The organism is Streptomyces sp. TN58 (assembly GCF_001941845.1).
Classification (GTDB): Bacteria; Actinomycetota; Actinomycetes; order Streptomycetales; family Streptomycetaceae; genus Streptomyces.
Map to the genome: position 1 here is coordinate 1,260,971 of NZ_CP018870.1, position 15,279 is coordinate 1,276,249.

Genomic DNA, 15,279 nt, shown 5'->3' on the forward strand with positions numbered 1-15,279 from the left:
CGCCTTTGGCCTGCCAGGCGGACCGTTACTGCGCGCTAAAGAAGTCTAGACGTTGGGTGACATCTGCTGCCAGATGTGACAAAACGGGCACTGGTGGGTACAACAAGGGGCGGTACGACGGGCGACGCATCACCCGGAGCGGGAATCTATACCGCCGACCGGACGTTGACCGGATGACGACGACAGCGACACCTGTCCTGTGGGCGACAAGCCCGGGAGGCACGATTCATGAGTGAGCGAGCTCTCCGCGGTACGCGCCTCGTGGTTACCAGCTACGAGACGGACCGCGGCATCGATCTGGCCCCGCGCCAGGCGGTGGAGTACGCATGCCAGAACGGACATCGATTTGAGATGCCGTTCTCGGTTGAGGCAGAGATTCCGCCGGAGTGGGAGTGCAAGGCGTGCGGCGCCATGGCACTCCTGGTTGACGGGGACGGGCCCGAAGAGAAGAAGGGCAAGCCTGCGCGAACGCACTGGGACATGCTCATGGAGCGACGCACTCGCGAGGAGCTGGAGGAAGTGCTGGCCGAGAGGCTGGCGGTCCTGCGCTCCGGCGCCATGAACATTGCCGTGCATCCGCGGGACAGCCGCAAGTCCGCCTGACAGCCGGACGAACGCACAGCCGAGGGGCCCCGCCACACATCGTGTGGCGGGGCCCCTCGGCATGCTCCCCGCGGCTCTGCGCGACCCGCGCCGCCGCCTACGGCGCCAGGGGCGGGCGATACGCGGTGTCCGGGCCGGACTGCGGTCCGGGACGGTCCTCCCGGATGACCTCGCCCTGGACGACCTTGCCGTCGGGGCGGTGGATACGGGCCTGCTGGAAGGCGTCGCCGAAGCCGCCGGCGGAGGCCATCTTCCGCTCCAGGGAGCGGGACACCCTACGGCCGACCAGGGCCCGGACGGGCGGCAGCAGCAGGAGCAGGCCGGCCACGTCGGAGAGCAGGCCCGGCAGCATCAGGAGGAGCCCGGCCAGCATGGTCAGGCCGTTGCCCTGGCCCGGCTGCTGCGGGGTGGGCGTCACGCCCTGCTGCGCCTGCTGGAAGGTGTCCGTCAGGTTCTTGAAGGCGCGGCGCCCGGCGCGCTTGATGACCACCGCGCCCAGCACCAGGCCGCCGGCGATCAGCGCGGCCACGGCCAGCCCGCCGGCCGCGTCGGCGACCGTGCCGAGCAGCCAGATCTCCAGGATCAGCCAGGCGGCGATGGCCAGGGGGAGGAAGGTTCGGGCGGGCGAGCGCCGACGGGTAGCCGTCGGGGTGCCCGTTCGCAGGGATCCAGTGCCGGTCGTCATGACACCCAGTGTGCCTGGGGCCGGATAAAAGTGTCCTCAGCCGGAGGTACGGGACGGCCCCTAGGGCCTCTATCGAGTTGCCCGTGGAGCAAGGAGCGGCGTTCGGTGCGTGCCCTCGGTGTGCGGGACGAATATCCTCGTAGCGGAGCTACCAGGGCATTCGGCTCGTGCGCCGAGGGTGCGTGCCGGGCGTCGCGACGCCGCGGGGCAACTCGATACAGGCCCCAAGGGCTGGCTGTCCGGGCGCGCTCAGGCCGCGCCGCCCCGCTTGCCGGTGTCCTTGCCGAGGAGCTTGGCCGCCTGGGTCTTGAGGCCCCACTGGGTGACCCGCCACAGGGCCTCCACGACGATGTCCTTGCTCATCTTGCTGTCGCCGAACTCACGCTCGACGAACGTGATGGGGACCTCCACCACGCGGAAACCCTTCCGCACGGCCCGCCGGGCCAGGTCGACCTGGAAGCAGTACCCCGCGGAGGCCACCTCCTCCAGGCCCAGGCCCTCCAGCGTCTCGCGCCGGAAGGCACGGTAGCCGCCGGTCACGTCCCGGATCGGGACGTCGAGCATCAGCCGGGAGTACGTGGACCCGCCGCGCGAGAGGAACTCCCGCGTCTTGGGCCAGTTGACGACACGGCCGCCCGGCACCCAGCGGGAGCCCAGGACCAGGTCGGCACCGGCCAGCGCGGTCAGCAGACGGGGCAGCTCCTCGGGCTGGTGCGAGCCGTCGGCGTCCATCTCGACGATGACGCCGTAACCCTCCTGAAGACCCCACACGAAGCCCGCCAGGTAGGCGGCGCCCAGCCCCTCCTTGCCCTTGCGGTGCAGGACGTGGACGTGGTCGTCGCCGGCCGCGAGCTCGTCGGCGAGCTTGCCGGTGCCGTCGGGGCTGTTGTCGTCGGCGACCAGGATGTGGGCCTCGGGCACGGCCGCCCGGACACGGCCGACGATCAGCCCGATGTTCTCCGCCTCGTTGTAGGTCGGAATGATCACCAAGGCTGTACCGAGCGGCCCGAAGGTCCGCTGTCCGCCGTCGCTCACTGAGTCCCCTTTTGTGCTCTCTGCACGTCCTGTACATCTGGTCGCAGGATGACTCTAGAACATCGGCCGCGACCCGCCCCGGCGGTGCGGTACCGGTGGGCCTCCCCGGCGGGACCCGGCCGGGCGATCGGGGCCCGCGGTCCTTCGGGCCGATCGGACTCCCGCTGGCTGCGGGCCGCCCCGACCGTTGTCTACTGGACCGCCGGACCCCGACCCGGGGCCACCCGCCGCCCGGCGAAACCTTCCCTCGCCCCCGAGGCGCGGGCGCGCTGAGCAGACGGATCCGTCCGGCACGACGTCCTGTGGTGGACCCGGCCGAACCTATCCGGGTCCGAGCGCCCGCACCGAACCGAGGCCGACCGGATCACCCCTGTGGGCGTACGAATACCTCCCGCCCGCCGACGACGGTGGCGAGGCACACCGGCAGCTCGGTGCCGGGCGTCAGATCGGGCAGTCCGGGCGTGCCCGAGCGGGGATCGGTGGACCAGCGGGCCACCCGGTCGTCCGGTGCCTGGACGACCAGTTCACCGGTCTGCCAGACCGCGTAGTCGGCCGGGGCGCCAGGGACGAGGACCCCCGCGTCGTCGCGGCCCAGCGCCCGCCACCCGCCCCGGGTGTGGGCGGTGAACGCGGCCCGCACCGACACCCGGTGCTCCGCGGTCCGGTGGAAGGCGGCCGCACGGACGGTGCCCCACGGGTCGAGCGGAGTCACCGGCGCGTCCGAACCGAAGGCCAGCGGCACCCCCGCCCTCAGCATCGCCGCGTACGGGTTGAGGGTACGGGCGCGTTCGGCCCCGAGCCGGTCGGCGTACATCCCGTCCTCCCCACCCCACGCCGCGTCGAACGCGGGCTGCACCGAGGCGGTCAGCCCCAGCTCCGCGAAGGCGGCGATGGCGGCCGGAGTCATCATCTCGGCGTGCTCGACACGGTGCCGGGCCGCGCGGACCCGGGCCAGACCGACCTTCTCGGCGGCCGCCCGGACCCCCTCGACCACCGCGGTGATCGCCGCGTCGCCGATGGCGTGGAAGCCCGCCTGGAGCCCGTCCTCGGTGCAGGCCGTCACGTGCTCGGCGACGGCCACCGCGTCCAGGTACTCCGTACCCGTGTGCGAGGCGTCGGCGTACGGGGCGTGCAGGCAGGCGGTGTGCGAGCCCAGGGCGCCGTCCACGAACAGGTCGCCCGCGGCCCCGACGGCCCCCAGCTCCCTGGCCAGCTCAAGGTCCCGGTCGGCCCAGTACCCGAACACCCGCGGCCCGGGGCGCTCCGCCGCCAGGGCGAGCAGACCCGTGAAGTCCTCCGCGGAGGAGATGTCGGGCCCGCCGCACTCGTGCACGGAACCGATACCGAGGGAGGCCGCCCGGTCCAGCGCGGCCCGCTGCGCCTCGGCGCGCTGGGCGGGGGTGACCGCGGCGAGCGCGGCCCGCCGTACGGCGTGGTGGTCGTCGGCGGTCAGCGGCCGGTCCCCGTCGGGGCGCACCCCGGGCACCAGGTCGAGCAGAGCGGTGGTGACCACGGCCGAGTGGACGTCGACGCGGCTGAGGTAGAGAGGACGGCCGCCGGCGGCCTCGTCGAGCTCGGCGCGGCGCGGGGCGCGGCGCTCGGGCCAGCGGGCGGCGTCCCAGCCGTGCCCGAGCAGCACCCGGTCGCCGGGCCGGCTCGCGGCGTACGCCCGGACCAGCTCCAGCGCGGCGGCCAGCGACGCCGCTCCGGTGAGGTCCAGCCCGGTCAGGGCCAGACCCGCGGAGGTCGTGTGGACGTGGGCGTCGGTGAAGGCGGGCGTGACGAGCGCGCCGCCGAGATCGACGACCTCGTCGACGCCCTGCGCGAAGGCGTCGGCCGCGCCTTCGGAGCCGACCCAGGCGATGTGCCCGCGTTCGACGACCATCGCCGTGGCGAAGGGGTCGGCGGGGCTGTGTACCTCGCCCCCGCGGAGGAGGACGGTCCTGGTCGGTGCTCCGGCGGCTTCGGCGGAGTGGGCGGTGCGGTCAGTCATGCCGACCAGTGTCCCGCGTCGCCGCACCCCTGATGACCGCCGGGTGCCCACAGGGCTCCCCCTTCGCGATCACACGCGGGGCGGGCGCGCCTCGTAGGGGGTGGACAGGACCACGGTCGTCCGGGTCGCCACATGGGCGAGGGCGCGCAGCCGGCCCAGCAGGTCCTCCAGCTCCAGGGGGGTGGCGACGCGGACCTTCAGGATGTAGTTCTCGTCGCCCGCGACGCTGTGGCAGGCCTCGATCTCGGGTACTCCGGCCAGCCGGTCGGCGATGTCGTCCGGGGCGCTCGGGTCGAAGGGCTTGACCGAGATGAATGCGGTCAGCGGCAGGCCGACGGCCTCCGGGTCGACCACGGCCGCGTAGCCGCGGATCACTCCGCGCTGCTCCAGACGGCGTACCCGCTGATGGACCGCCGACGTGGACAGTCCCGTGGCCTTGCCCAGATCCGTGTAGCTCATCCGCCCGTCCCGCACGAGCAGATCCACGATCTGGCGGTCCAGCTCCTCCATTGCGCTCATAGCCGCTCAACTTACGGCCAAAGGCACTCCAGGCCCAGTGCTGTCCGCCCACTGGAGGCATCTGCGCCAGGCATGTGACCAAGGCCACAGGGGTATGCCGGGGGAGGCCGGTCTCTTGTGATTACGCGTGACGCGCGGCGGGAATTGGTTGCTGTGGCCGAGGCCGTAGCACCAGCCCGCCCGGCCCACCCAAGGGGGAGTACATCCATGCCGAACACCCAGCGCGCCGGTCGCACCGAACCGGAGCCTCTCGAACAGCTCGATCCCGGGGACGACGCCTACCCCGAGGACGGCGAATACCCCGACGACAACGGGGGGTTCGAGATCCACCACGCGATCTGCCCCGACTGCGGCCAGTCGATCGCCCTCGTCGCGGACGAGGAGTACCTGCCGCAGCACGCTCTCTGCCTGACCCCCTGGAACCCCTTCGGGCTCACCGTGTGCGCCGGCACGGGCCGGCCCGCCACCGACGCCCTCGCCACCGTCGGCACGCCCCAGCCGGCCGAAGCGCAGGAGCTCGACACCGTCGCCCTGTCCGCCCTGCCCCAGGGCCTGGACTGGCGTACGCAGCCGTTCTCGCACGTCGGCGGGCCGGGCTCGCGCCCGATCCGCGTCGTACGCCCGGTCCTGCCGCAGCCGCCGGCGCAGACGCGCCAGCAGCACGCCCAGGCGGCCTGAGCACCGGAACCGCCCGAGGCGGGGCCGGTCCCTCGCCCGCTCCCCTGCCGGTGCGTTCCCTACCAGTACGTTCCCTGCACCATGGCGGCGAGGCCGGCGTGGTGCAGGATCAGGCCGTCCGGATCCGCCGGGACGTCGACCTCTCCGAAGTGGGCCTGCCGATAGGCGATGCGCAGCATCACGATCGCGTGCCGCAGAGCGGCGTAGAGGGTGTGGAACTCCATGTCACGGGGGACGTGGCCGGTCAGCTCGGCGTAGCGGCGCTCCAGGTCGTCGCGGCGCAGGAAGTGCGGAAGCCCGGGCTGGCCGAAACTCACGGTGAGGTCCTGGAAGAACCGGTGCAGGTAGACGCTCCAGCCGAGGTCCACCTCGCGCGGGGCGTACGCCGCCATCTCCCAGTCCAGGACCGCCACCGGTGTGAAGCCGTCGTAGACGACGTTGCCGATGCGGGCGTCGCCCCAGTTCAGGACGGCGGGGCCCTCGTCGGCCGGCCACAGCTCCTCCAGGCGGGCGAAGGCCCGCTCGATCAGCGGGGACGGCGCGAGCCCGTCCACCACCCAGGCGTAGTAGGCGCGTTGGGCGTCCACGTGCCGGCGCAGCGGGCTGCCTTCCCCTGCGGGCAGAAGGAACTCGGCCTTCCTGGCGGGGAACTGGTCGTGCAGCCGGGCCAGCAGCGAGATGCTCGCTTCCTGCAGCGCGGCGCGCTCGGCGTCCGTCGCCGCGTGCAGCCAGTTGCCCTCGTAGGTGTACGGCATGACGTCGGGCGGGACCCGGCCCTCCGCGCGGGCCATCACGAAGAACGGCGCCCCCAGCGGCCCGGGGTCCTCCTCCAGCCACTGCACGCGCGGCACGGGCAGGTCCGTGTTCTCGGCGACCAGGCGCATCACGCGGTGCTGGCGCGGCATGTCGTACGTAGGGAAGACGGTGTAGGCCGCCGGGTCGGCGGCGAGCCGCAGCGCGCAGGCGCGCATCGGGGTGTCCGGGTGCTCTATGTCGAAGAGCAGGGTCTCGCTGGACATCCCGTTCGAGCCGGGGACGCGGACGTTGGCGACCTTCGCCCCGGGCAGCCGTTGCCTGGTGTGGAGCCATGCGGCCAGGCGGCGGCCGAGTTCTTCGGGCTCTCGGGTGGAGGTGCGCGGACGTGGTGCGGTTGCCATGGATACCCCTTCGCTCGGACCTGGACCTGCCTGGGGAACTGCTCTGCGGGGACGGGCCTGCGGGGACGGGCCTGCGGGGCGTTACGGGGCGACGGAGGAGTGGTCGGCGAACCCGCTCGGGTCGTGGCGGCCGAAGCTGCCGTGCTCGAAGATGCCGTGCCCGGTCTGCCCGTCGAACGTGAAGCGGGCCGAGTGGTCGGTGACCCCGAAGGCGGCCATGGGGTGGGCGGCGGGGTGGGAGAGGTCGTAGACGCGCCGGTCGCTCCAGCCGCGGCCCTGCCAGGTGCCGTGCTGCCAGTCGCCGGCGGGCGGGTAGCCGGCGCCGACGGCGAGGGGGGAGGAGTTCAGTATCTCCACGCCCAGTTCGAGGGGTTTGCGGGACGGGTCGGTGAGGTGGACGACGGCGCTCTCGGGGTGCCGGCTGCCGGGGCGGTAGCGGATCTCGGTGTGCGGCCAGCCGAGTTGGACGTCCGCGCGACCGCTGTGCTCGGGGAAGACCTGCACGGCCTCGTTCAGCGTGCGGTGGCCGTCGGCGTCCTCCTGGGCGACGACCATGACGAAGCGGTCGGCGAACCGGACCGGGATCCAGAGCCAGTGGAAGCCCTCGGGGCGGTGCTCCTCGGCCGCCCGGCCGCCTTCCTCTCCGGGGATCGGCCGTACGCCCCAACTCCGGTCCCGCGTACCCGTCCACTCCCCCGCCGTCAGGGTGAACTCCTCGCCCTTGGCACGGATCGTGCCGGTGACGCCACCGGCCTGGACGAAGCGGCGCCCTTCCAGCATGAGGCGGTCACCGCGCCGCTGGATGTGGTGGGGCTCCCACACCGCGGGGAACTCCGCGGTCCAGGTGATGTCGTACGAGAGCCCGTGCGGGTCGCCGGAGTCGGGGGCGCAGCGCAGCGTGAGCTGCTTGAGCGGCACGTCGACGACGATGGAGAGAGGGCCGACCGAGAGGTTCATCCGGTCGTCGGTGAGAGCGTCGGAGGCCCGGACCGCGAGGATTTCGTCGCCGATGCGGAGGGTGGCGTAGGCGTCGATGACACCGGCGTTCGGGTAGACGCCCAGGCCGAGGATCAGGACCGCACGCCCTGCGTGGTCGAAGACGTGGAAGATGCACCGGTCGTAGGCGTTCCGGTCGCCGCTGACGAGGTGCTTCATCGACAGGGGAGCCTGGTGGATGGGGTACTCGTCGAGTGCGACGGGCCGGTCTACGGCCATGGCGGACCTCCGGGGCGGCGGGCTTGGGGGCGGCGGACTTGGGGCGGCGGACTTGGGGGCGGCGGACTTGGGGCGGCGAGCTTGGGGCGGCGAGCGGTGGATATGACGGTACGTCAGAAAGTGCCGTACGGACCACCCTTCCGGCACGCCCTGCCAGAGCGGCACGCAGTGGCGTGGGCTTCGGGGGGCGGGGGCTTCGGGGGGCGGGGGCTTCGGGGGGCGGGCCCGCCAGGGCGGGGCTGAGGTGAGAGGCGCGGGGTGGCTTCGGCGGCGGGAGACGCGCGGGCGGGATTGATATGTCCTGGGGGTTTCCCGTCAGTCCAATCGTCTCTCCGCGTCGGGCCGGTCCCTCAATGGCGCTCCCTCCGGTCGCGTCGCTTCGCGATGTCGCTGCGCTCCACCATTGACCGACCGCCCCGCCACGGAAATCCGAAAGACTGCCGGGAAGCCCCCAGAGGAACGGGCCGGCCATCAAGACACCCCTCGGGCAGGTCGGCGCCGCGCACCCGGATCCAGGAGCGCCCCAAATCGCTACGCGCTCCTGAAGGACGGCGTCCCCCCGTCTCTTGGGCTGGTCACAAGCCGCCCCAGATCGCTACGCGCTCCCCGATCAGGCGTCCGCAAGCCTCTCGGGCTGGACATAGGCCGCCACCAATCGCTACACGCTCCTCGACGACCGCGCCCGCCCCTTGTTCGGGGCTGGGAGGGGCGAAATCGAGGGCCGGGAAGGCGATTCCTCGGCTCAGCCGAACTCAATCCCCATCAAGACCACGGCGAGAACCCATCCGTGAGTACAGACGGGGCTATCGGGGCGAACTGAAGCTTCGCGGCGCACACCTTCACCCAGACATGGATTGGCATCGCTCCAGCCGTCAGCCGACGCTTTTCCACCTCACCCAGGGGCCGGATGCCGTCCAAGAGGAGCGCGGAAAGCTTTCTGCGGTTGCACCCAAGCCCAAACTCACCGCGGACGCGTGACCGAGATGCGGGCAGACGGCGGCGGGCCCACATCGCTGCGCGTGCCGTAAGGGCGAGCCCTGGATCACCGTGCCGAAGCTGGAGCCGCTGGCCGAGCCCACCGGCCTGGCGGCCCTCAAGGAGGAGGTCGTACGCGGCTGGGGCGTCCTGGACCTCCTGGATGTGCTGAAGAACGCCGACTTCCTGACGGGCTTCACCGCCAGCGTGGTCGGCTTCGCCTTCACCGAGCTTCCGGCCGCTGCCGAGGCTGAAGAGCATCGGCAGCAGCCGCCTGTACCGCCCGGACGACACCCCTCCCGGCTGGCCCGTGCTCGGCGCCTCGCTGACCCGCCCCATCCGATGGGAGCTGATCGAGCAGCAGTACGACCAGTTGGTGAGTATGCCACCGCGCTCCGGCTGGGGACCGCGGAGGCCGAGCAGGTGCTGCGGCGTTTCACCTGCGGCGGACCCAAGCACCCCACCTACGCCGCGCTCGAAGAACTCGGCCGCGCCGTACACACGATCTTTGCCTGCGACTACCTCGCCAGCCCCGGTCTGCGCCGCGAGATCCACGGCGGACTGCAGGTCGTGGAGAACTGGAACAGCGCGAACACCGTGCTCCACTAGGCAAGGACGGCGCCCTGACCGGCCCGGACAAGGAGCACGCCGAGACCTCCATGCTCGCCCTGCACCTGCCGCAGTCCGCGCTCGTGCACGTCGACACCCCGCTGGTCCAGCAGATCCTCGCCGAACCCGCGTGGGCGAAGAAGCTGACGGAGGAGGACCGGCGCGGCCTGACCGCCTTGTTCTGGTCGAACGTCAACCCGTACGGCACCTTCCGTCTGGACATGGACAAGTGCCTCGACCTGGGCTCCTCGGTAATGGTGCCCGGGCAGTGGCGGGCCGCAGCGCACAACCGGATGCGGTCAAGGTCGGCAATCGACCCGTGACCTCAGACCGGCAGAACGTCCTCAAGTTCCACGAGTTCCTGCGTGTTCAGCGTGAGTTCCATGGCCCTGGCGGAGTCGGTGATGGAGGCCGGGCGGCTGGCTCCCGGTACCGGGATCACTGCCGGGGAACGGGCGAGCAGCCAGGCCAGGGCGATCTGCTGTGGGCTGACGCCGCGTTCGTCGGCGATGCGGTGGAAGGCGGTGCCGATGGAGGTGGGGCCGGAGGGGCCGTCGAGGGAACTGCGGGAGATTCCGCCGAGTGGACTCCAGGGCAGGAAGGCGAGCCCCAGCTGTTCACTCAGCCGCAGCTCGGGCTCGCTGTCGCGGACGGCGGGCGAGTACTGGTTCTGTACGGAGACGAGCCCGTCGCCGAGGATCTGATGTGCCTGGCGGATCTGGGCGGTGGTGACGTTGGAGATGCCGGCGGCGCGGATGGTGCCGGCGTCGAGAAGCTCGCGCAGTGCGCCGACGGATTCCGCCCAGGGCACGGCCGGGTCCGGCTTGTGCAGCTGGTAGAGGCCGATCGCGTCGACGCCCAGGCGCTTGGCGGAGGCTTCGGCGGCTTGCTTGAGGTGCGCGGGGGTGGCGGTGACGGTCCAGCTGCCGTCGCCGGGGCGGCCGCGGCCGCCCTTGGTGGCCACCAGGACATGGGAGGTGTCGCCGCCGTAGCGGGCCAGGGCGCGGGCGATCAGCAGCTCGTTGTGGCCCGCCTCGCCGGCGTGCCAGTGGTAGCTGTCGGCGGTGTCGACAAGGGTGACGCCGGCGTCGAGGGCGGCGTGGATGGTGGCGATGGCCCGCGTCTCGTCCGGGCGGTGCTCGATGGACAGCGGCATGGCGCCCAGGCCGATGGCGCTGACGGTGGTGTGGGCGAGGGTGCGGTACTGCATGGTGGCCTTGTTCCTTACGCGGTGGGAACGGCGGATATGGCGAGGGCTTCGGCGACGGCGCCGGGCAGCCAGTCGGTGGTGCGGGAGAAGGAGAAGCCCAGCGCCTTCGCGCGGGCGTTGCTCATGGCGTAGTGGCGGTCGAAGGAGAACGGCGAAGCCTCCTCGCCCGCCGGGACGGTCCGGTAGACGGGCTCCCGGTCGGCCTGCGTGGCGACGATCTCCGCGAGTTCGTGTACATCGAGCGGGCCGTCGGAGCAGGCGTTGAACGGGCCGGTGAAGTCGGCTGTGGTCGCCCACAGCAGCAGGTCCACCAGCTCCTCGTAGTGGATGAAGACCGTGGGCAGCGCCTTCACGTGCACAGTGATCTCTTCGCCCTGGGTGATGCGCCCGGCATAGTGCGCCAGCCTGCCGGTGAACTCCTGCGCGCCACCGCCGAGCACATGGGCGCTGCGGACAGCGGCGAAGGCGAAGAGGCCGGAGTGGGCGAAGACGGCCTCGGCCTGCCGCTTGCCCTCGGCGTAGTGCGCCTCCAGGTAGGCGTCGTCGTGCCAGGGCAGGTCCATGGCCACCTGCCAGGTGGCCGGGTCCACGGTCTCCTCCGACACGGGCGTCCCCGCGGGCACGGCCGGCAGCGCGGCGGTGGCGGGGTCGTAGACCTCGATCGTGGAGGTCATGACGTAGCGCCGGGTGCGGCCGGCAAAGGCGCGGGCGGCGATGGCGGCCTGCACCGGGGTGTAGCAGACCTGGTCCACCACGACATCGAAGGTGCGGTCGTCGAACGCGGCCGTCAGGGCTGCCTCGTCGTGGCGGTCGACGACCAGGTGATCGACGCCGGCAGGCGGCGGAGTGGAGCCGCGGTTGATCAAGGTGACCTGGTGGCCCGCCGCCCGTAGGCGCTCTACCAGAAGCTTTCCGAAGTACCGGCTTCCGCCGATGACGCAGATCTTTTGCATGCCGCCATCCTGGAGACCTATCGTCATCAGCAGAAGTCCTGACTTACTGGATGCACATTAAGGAAAACTGTTGATTGATGTGCAGCGACTCCGCGTCCTGCGGACGGTGGCGGAGCACGGCAGCTTCAACCGGGCGGCTGCGGCTCTCCGCCTCACCCCCTCGGCCGTCTCCCAGCAGGTGGCTGCCCTGGAACGCAGCCTCGGTGCCCAGGTCGTCGCGCGCAGCACCCGAGGCGTCACCCTCACACAGGCCGGCCAGATCATGGTCGGCGCCGCCGAATCCGTCGCCGCGGAGCTCGAACATGCACAAAAGCAGATCGCCGAGCTCAGCACTGGCCGCACCCAGCTCACCATCGCCACCTTCACCAGCGGCGGCAGGCTCCTGCTGCCCGCCGCCCTCACCCAGTTCATGGCAGCCCATCCCCGCACCGCGCTCCACGTCAGGGAGGGCGAACCCGAGGACACCCTTCCACTCGTCCGTCAAGGCGCCGTGGACCTCGCCCTCGCCTACCACTTCGACGGCCCGCTCCCCTTCGGTCCGGCCCTCAGCCCCAGCCTGGAGTGGACGCCGCTCCTGGAAGACGCCCTTCACGTCGTCCTACCGCCAGGGCACCGACTCGCCAACCACGACGCCCTCGACCTCGCCGAACTGGCCGCAGATCCCTGGGTGCTCGGCTGCCTGAAGACCGAGGCATACCTGCGCCGCTACGCCGAGCACGCCGGCTTCGATCCGGAAATCCGCGGGACTACCACCGACTACTTCTTCGCCCGCTCCCTCGTCGCGGCAGGCATGGGAATCTCCTTGATTCCCTCCGTCGCGCTCACCCCCGAGGTCCCCGGCTTGAGCGCCGTCCCGATCAAGCCGCCAGGCCCGATCCGGCACATCGGCGTCGCCACGATCGGCGGCCGTGCCCGGCCTCACGTCAGGACGCTCATCCGTGCCCTTCGCGAGCAGGCAATGCAGCACAACGGGCTTTGATCCTCCGCAGACCCAGCGAGCGCCGACGGGTCGATGTTTCATAGGTGTTCGCTCGTGAAACACCCCGCCGTCCGCCCGGCCACCTGCACCGATCATGTTTCATGAGTCGTTGCAAAAGGCGGTCGTGAGTGACGACTTCAGGCGCGTGGAATCGCACGACTGCCCGATGCCCACCTGTGCTGCCCCCGCAGGCTCCCCGTGCCGGACCGGCAAGAGCAAGGTGGCCATCCAGTACCACACCGCGCGCTTCCGCCTCGTGCCTCAACTCGCCAAGGCCCTCAGCGTGCCAACCCCCGCCGCGCCGTCCGCCGCCGGCCCGACGCATCCCGCCCCCGAAGCCGGCGTCCAGCGCCGCGCGAGGGGGTCCCGGCCCTGGGGACCCCTCGAACGGATACGCGTAGCCGTCGGGCGATTACCCGTGGCTTCGATCCCGCGTTGGCCGTGCATGAGCACTCTTCAGTCTTCAACGGGCCGAAGGCGCCGTCCGATGCCGCCGCATTTCGGAGAATCGGTTCAGCGACCGCTTCAGCGCGAGCCCGCACGCGAGCAGACGGCGCCCGATCCGCCGATCTACCGGGACCTGCTGGCCCGGTGGGCGGACGCGGGGCGGACGCTGCCCGGGCGCCGGGACCCCGAGTGGTCCCGGCTCACGTCCTCCCCGGTCTGGCCCTCCACCGGCAGCGGGCTGTACTGACCCACCCCGCGGCGGACCGCGTCAGCGCGTCTCGGGTCCGGCCAGGTGGCGGGCGATGACCATGCGCTGGATCTGGTTCGTGCCCTCGACGATCTGGAGCACCTTCGCCTCGCGCATCAGGCGCTCGACGGGGAAGTCCGCGGTGTAGCCGTAGCCGCCGAGGACCTGCACCGCGTCCGTGGTGACGGCCATCGCCGCGTCCGTGCAGAACAGCTTGGCCATGGCCGCCTGCCGGGAGAACGGCTTGCCCGCGTCCCGCAGCCGCGCCGCCGCGAGGTACAGCGCCCGGCCCGCCTCGATCTTCGTGGCCATGTCGGCGAGCATGAACCGCAGTCCCTGGAAGTCCGCGATCGGGTGTCCGAACTGCTTGCGGTCCAGTGCGTAGGTGAGCGCCTCGTCCAGTGCCGCCTGGGCGACGCCGATGGCGCAGGCGGCGATGCCCAGCCGGCCCGCGTCGAGCGCGGCGAGGGCGATGGTGAAGCCCTGTCCCTCCTCGCCGATGCGGCGGGAGTCGGGTACGCGTACGCCGTCGAAGTGGAGCTGGGCGGTGGGCGAGCCCTTCATGCCCATCTTCTTCTCGGGTACGGCGGCGGTCAGGCCGGCCGCGTCCCCGGGAACGAGGAAGGCGGTGATGCCCTTGGGGCCCTCGACGCCGGTGCGGGCGAGGACGGTGTAGAAGTCGGCGACCCCGCCGTGGGTGATCCAGGCCTTGGTGCCGGTGATGACCCAGTCGTCGCCGTCGCGGACGGCCTTGGTGGTGAGCGAGGCCGCGTCGGAGCCGGCGGCCGGCTCGGAGAGGCAGTAGGCGCCCAGCAGGCCGCCGCCGAGCATCGCGGGCAGGTGCGCGGCCTGCTGTTCCTTCGTGCCGTAGCCGGCGAGGCCGTGGCAGGCCAGGGAGTGCACGCTGACGCCGAGGCCGACGGTCAGGCGGGCCGCGGCCAGCTCTTCCAGGACCTGGAGGTAGACCTCGTACGGCTGCTCCCCGCCGCCGTGCTCCCCGGGGTACGGGAGGCCGAGCAGACCCGCCTCGGAGAGCAGCGTGAAGACCTCTCGGGGGAACTGTCCGGCGTCCTCCTCCTCGGCGGCGCGGGGACGGATCTCGCGCTGGGCGATCTCGCGTACGAGGGCGAGGAGGTCGCGGGACTCCTCGGTGGGCAGCTGTCGGTCCACCGGCTGCGGGGCGCGGTCGGTCATGGCGGCGCTCTCCTCCATCTCGGGCACGGCAGCGGCGCGCGAGGTGTGGTGCGCGCCGCCGGGTCTCGGGCTCTGTACAGCCGGTGCTGCCCTCCCGGGTCACGGAAGAGGCTGTTCAGCGGCTGCGGCGGCTTGAGTATGCCCGATCAGGGGCTTCCCGTCACCGGGGCAAGATCACCCGCCGGTTCGAACGGCTCTTCGGTAGGGGGAGGTGCCGGACACTCCGGGGCGAACTCCTCGATCACCGCCGATGTCGCGCGCGGCCGGCGTACCAGCAGGGCTCCGAGCCGGGCGCGTCCGGTCCGGTCCGGGGCGCTCGGCCCGCCGATCCATTCCAGGGTGGTCCCTTCGACCGCGGAGAGCCAGCCCACGAGGGCGAGGCGGGCGATCGGGGGGAGGTCGCGGCGGCCGTAGGCGCCTTCGGCGATGGCGGTGACCGGTTCCTCGCGTACGGCGTCGCGGATGGCGAGCACCTCGGCGTCGCAGCCGACGCCTCCGGTGACGATGGTGCGGTAGGCGGCGCGGTGGTGCTGGGCGTAGTGGAGGTAGCCGTCGACGGTGCGGCGGACCCGTTCGGCTGCCGGGAGGGCGGGCTCGTCGCCGGCGCGGGCGGCAAGGCCGGCGACGCAGTCCTCGACGACGGCGAGGGCGATGTCGCCCATGGAGAGTGCGCCGTACGAGGTGTCGGCGAACAACTTGCGGCCGGTGGCTAGGAGTTCGGCCTTGCGCACCTGTGAACGGCCGGCGGTTTCACGCTGTTGACTGTGGTTCACGTCGTCC

16 protein-coding genes and 1 pseudogene are annotated in these 15,279 nt (G+C 71.8%); 7 read left to right on the top strand and 10 right to left on the bottom strand.

All coding sequences use genetic code 11. The features are described 5' to 3' along the window. Positions 1-228: 228 nt before the first annotated feature. Complete coding sequence (locus BSL84_RS05690) at positions 229-603, top strand: RNA polymerase-binding protein RbpA (protein ID WP_007262928.1); 375 nt, start codon at positions 229-231, stop codon at positions 601-603. A gap of 97 nt (positions 604-700) precedes the next feature. Here BSL84_RS05690 and fxsA read toward each other — a convergent pair whose 3' ends face one another. From fxsA to BSL84_RS05710, 4 genes are all read right to left on the bottom strand, one after another. Continuing rightward, positions 701-1,267 carry an FxsA family membrane protein gene (gene fxsA / locus BSL84_RS05695; RefSeq protein ID WP_107484891.1) on the bottom strand — a complete coding sequence of 189 codons (567 nt, stop codon included), beginning with the start codon at positions 1,265-1,267 and terminating at the stop codon, positions 701-703. 270 nt (positions 1,268-1,537) lie between these two features. Continuing rightward, positions 1,538-2,323, bottom strand: coding sequence for a polyprenol monophosphomannose synthase (locus tag BSL84_RS05700; RefSeq protein ID WP_030037286.1), 786 nt, complete (start codon positions 2,321-2,323; stop codon positions 1,538-1,540). Between the two features lie 364 nt (positions 2,324-2,687). Further along, entirely contained in the window at positions 2,688-4,316 is a 1,629-nt protein-coding gene (locus BSL84_RS05705; RefSeq protein ID WP_045323187.1) for an amidohydrolase, read from the bottom strand. Between the two features lie 69 nt (positions 4,317-4,385). Next, positions 4,386-4,826, bottom strand: a complete 441-nt coding sequence (locus BSL84_RS05710; protein ID WP_030030904.1) for an Lrp/AsnC family transcriptional regulator — start codon at positions 4,824-4,826, stop codon at positions 4,386-4,388. Between the two features lie 216 nt (positions 4,827-5,042). Between BSL84_RS05710 and BSL84_RS05715 the strand changes: the two genes are divergently transcribed. Continuing rightward, on the top strand, positions 5,043-5,513 hold the full coding sequence (locus tag BSL84_RS05715) for a hypothetical protein (protein ID WP_030030905.1): 471 nt from the start codon (positions 5,043-5,045) through the stop codon (positions 5,511-5,513). Between the two features lie 59 nt (positions 5,514-5,572). Here the strand turns inward: BSL84_RS05715 and BSL84_RS05720 are convergent, their stop codons facing one another. Both BSL84_RS05720 and BSL84_RS05725 read right to left on the bottom strand, forming a co-directional pair. Further along, positions 5,573-6,670: a phosphotransferase family protein gene (locus BSL84_RS05720; protein ID WP_075969950.1), complete on the bottom strand. Its 1,098-nt coding sequence runs from the start codon at positions 6,668-6,670 to the stop codon at positions 5,573-5,575. A gap of 81 nt (positions 6,671-6,751) precedes the next feature. Continuing rightward, positions 6,752-7,885 (bottom strand): hypothetical protein, encoded by a 1,134-nt coding sequence (locus tag BSL84_RS05725; RefSeq protein WP_030030907.1) that lies wholly within the window; start codon positions 7,883-7,885, stop codon positions 6,752-6,754. Positions 7,886-8,932: 1,047 nt separating this feature from the next. On the opposite strand from BSL84_RS05725, the gene BSL84_RS37590 reads away from it, so the two are divergent. Together BSL84_RS37590 and BSL84_RS37440 are read left to right on the top strand one after the other, a co-directional pair. After that, positions 8,933-9,469, top strand: coding sequence for a Tn3 family transposase (locus BSL84_RS37590; RefSeq protein WP_199838705.1), 537 nt, complete (start codon positions 8,933-8,935; stop codon positions 9,467-9,469). A gap of 50 nt (positions 9,470-9,519) precedes the next feature. Continuing rightward, complete coding sequence (locus tag BSL84_RS37440) at positions 9,520-9,792, top strand: Tn3 family transposase (protein ID WP_267894036.1); 273 nt, start codon at positions 9,520-9,522, stop codon at positions 9,790-9,792. A 2-nt stretch (positions 9,793-9,794) separates the two neighbouring features. On the opposite strand, the gene BSL84_RS05735 is transcribed toward BSL84_RS37440, so the two are convergent. Together BSL84_RS05735 and BSL84_RS05740 are read right to left on the bottom strand one after the other, a co-directional pair. Then, positions 9,795-10,679 carry an aldo/keto reductase gene (locus tag BSL84_RS05735; protein ID WP_075969951.1) on the bottom strand — a complete coding sequence of 295 codons (885 nt, stop codon included), beginning with the start codon at positions 10,677-10,679 and terminating at the stop codon, positions 9,795-9,797. A 14-nt stretch (positions 10,680-10,693) separates the two neighbouring features. After that, complete coding sequence (locus tag BSL84_RS05740) at positions 10,694-11,632, bottom strand: NAD-dependent epimerase/dehydratase family protein (protein ID WP_075969952.1); 939 nt, start codon at positions 11,630-11,632, stop codon at positions 10,694-10,696. A gap of 70 nt (positions 11,633-11,702) precedes the next feature. Between BSL84_RS05740 and BSL84_RS05745 the strand changes: the two genes are divergently transcribed. From BSL84_RS05745 to BSL84_RS05755, 3 genes and pseudogenes are all read left to right on the top strand, one after another. Further along, a complete protein-coding gene (locus BSL84_RS05745) occupies positions 11,703-12,611 on the top strand; it encodes a LysR family transcriptional regulator (RefSeq protein ID WP_075969953.1) in 909 nt (302 codons plus the stop codon). Between the two features lie 166 nt (positions 12,612-12,777). Further along, a pseudogene (locus BSL84_RS37745) lies at positions 12,778-12,846 on the top strand (zinc finger domain-containing protein); the annotation flags it as partial. A gap of 252 nt (positions 12,847-13,098) precedes the next feature. Next, complete coding sequence (locus BSL84_RS05755) at positions 13,099-13,305, top strand: hypothetical protein (protein ID WP_045323700.1); 207 nt, start codon at positions 13,099-13,101, stop codon at positions 13,303-13,305. Between the two features lie 21 nt (positions 13,306-13,326). On the opposite strand, the gene BSL84_RS05760 is transcribed toward BSL84_RS05755, so the two are convergent. Continuing rightward, positions 13,327-14,499, bottom strand: coding sequence for an acyl-CoA dehydrogenase family protein (locus BSL84_RS05760; RefSeq protein WP_075969954.1), 1,173 nt, complete (start codon positions 14,497-14,499; stop codon positions 13,327-13,329). Between the two features lie 146 nt (positions 14,500-14,645). Continuing rightward, entirely contained in the window at positions 14,646-15,272 is a 627-nt protein-coding gene (locus tag BSL84_RS05765; RefSeq protein ID WP_075969955.1) for a TetR family transcriptional regulator, read from the bottom strand. Between the last annotated feature and the right edge of the window lie 7 nt (positions 15,273-15,279).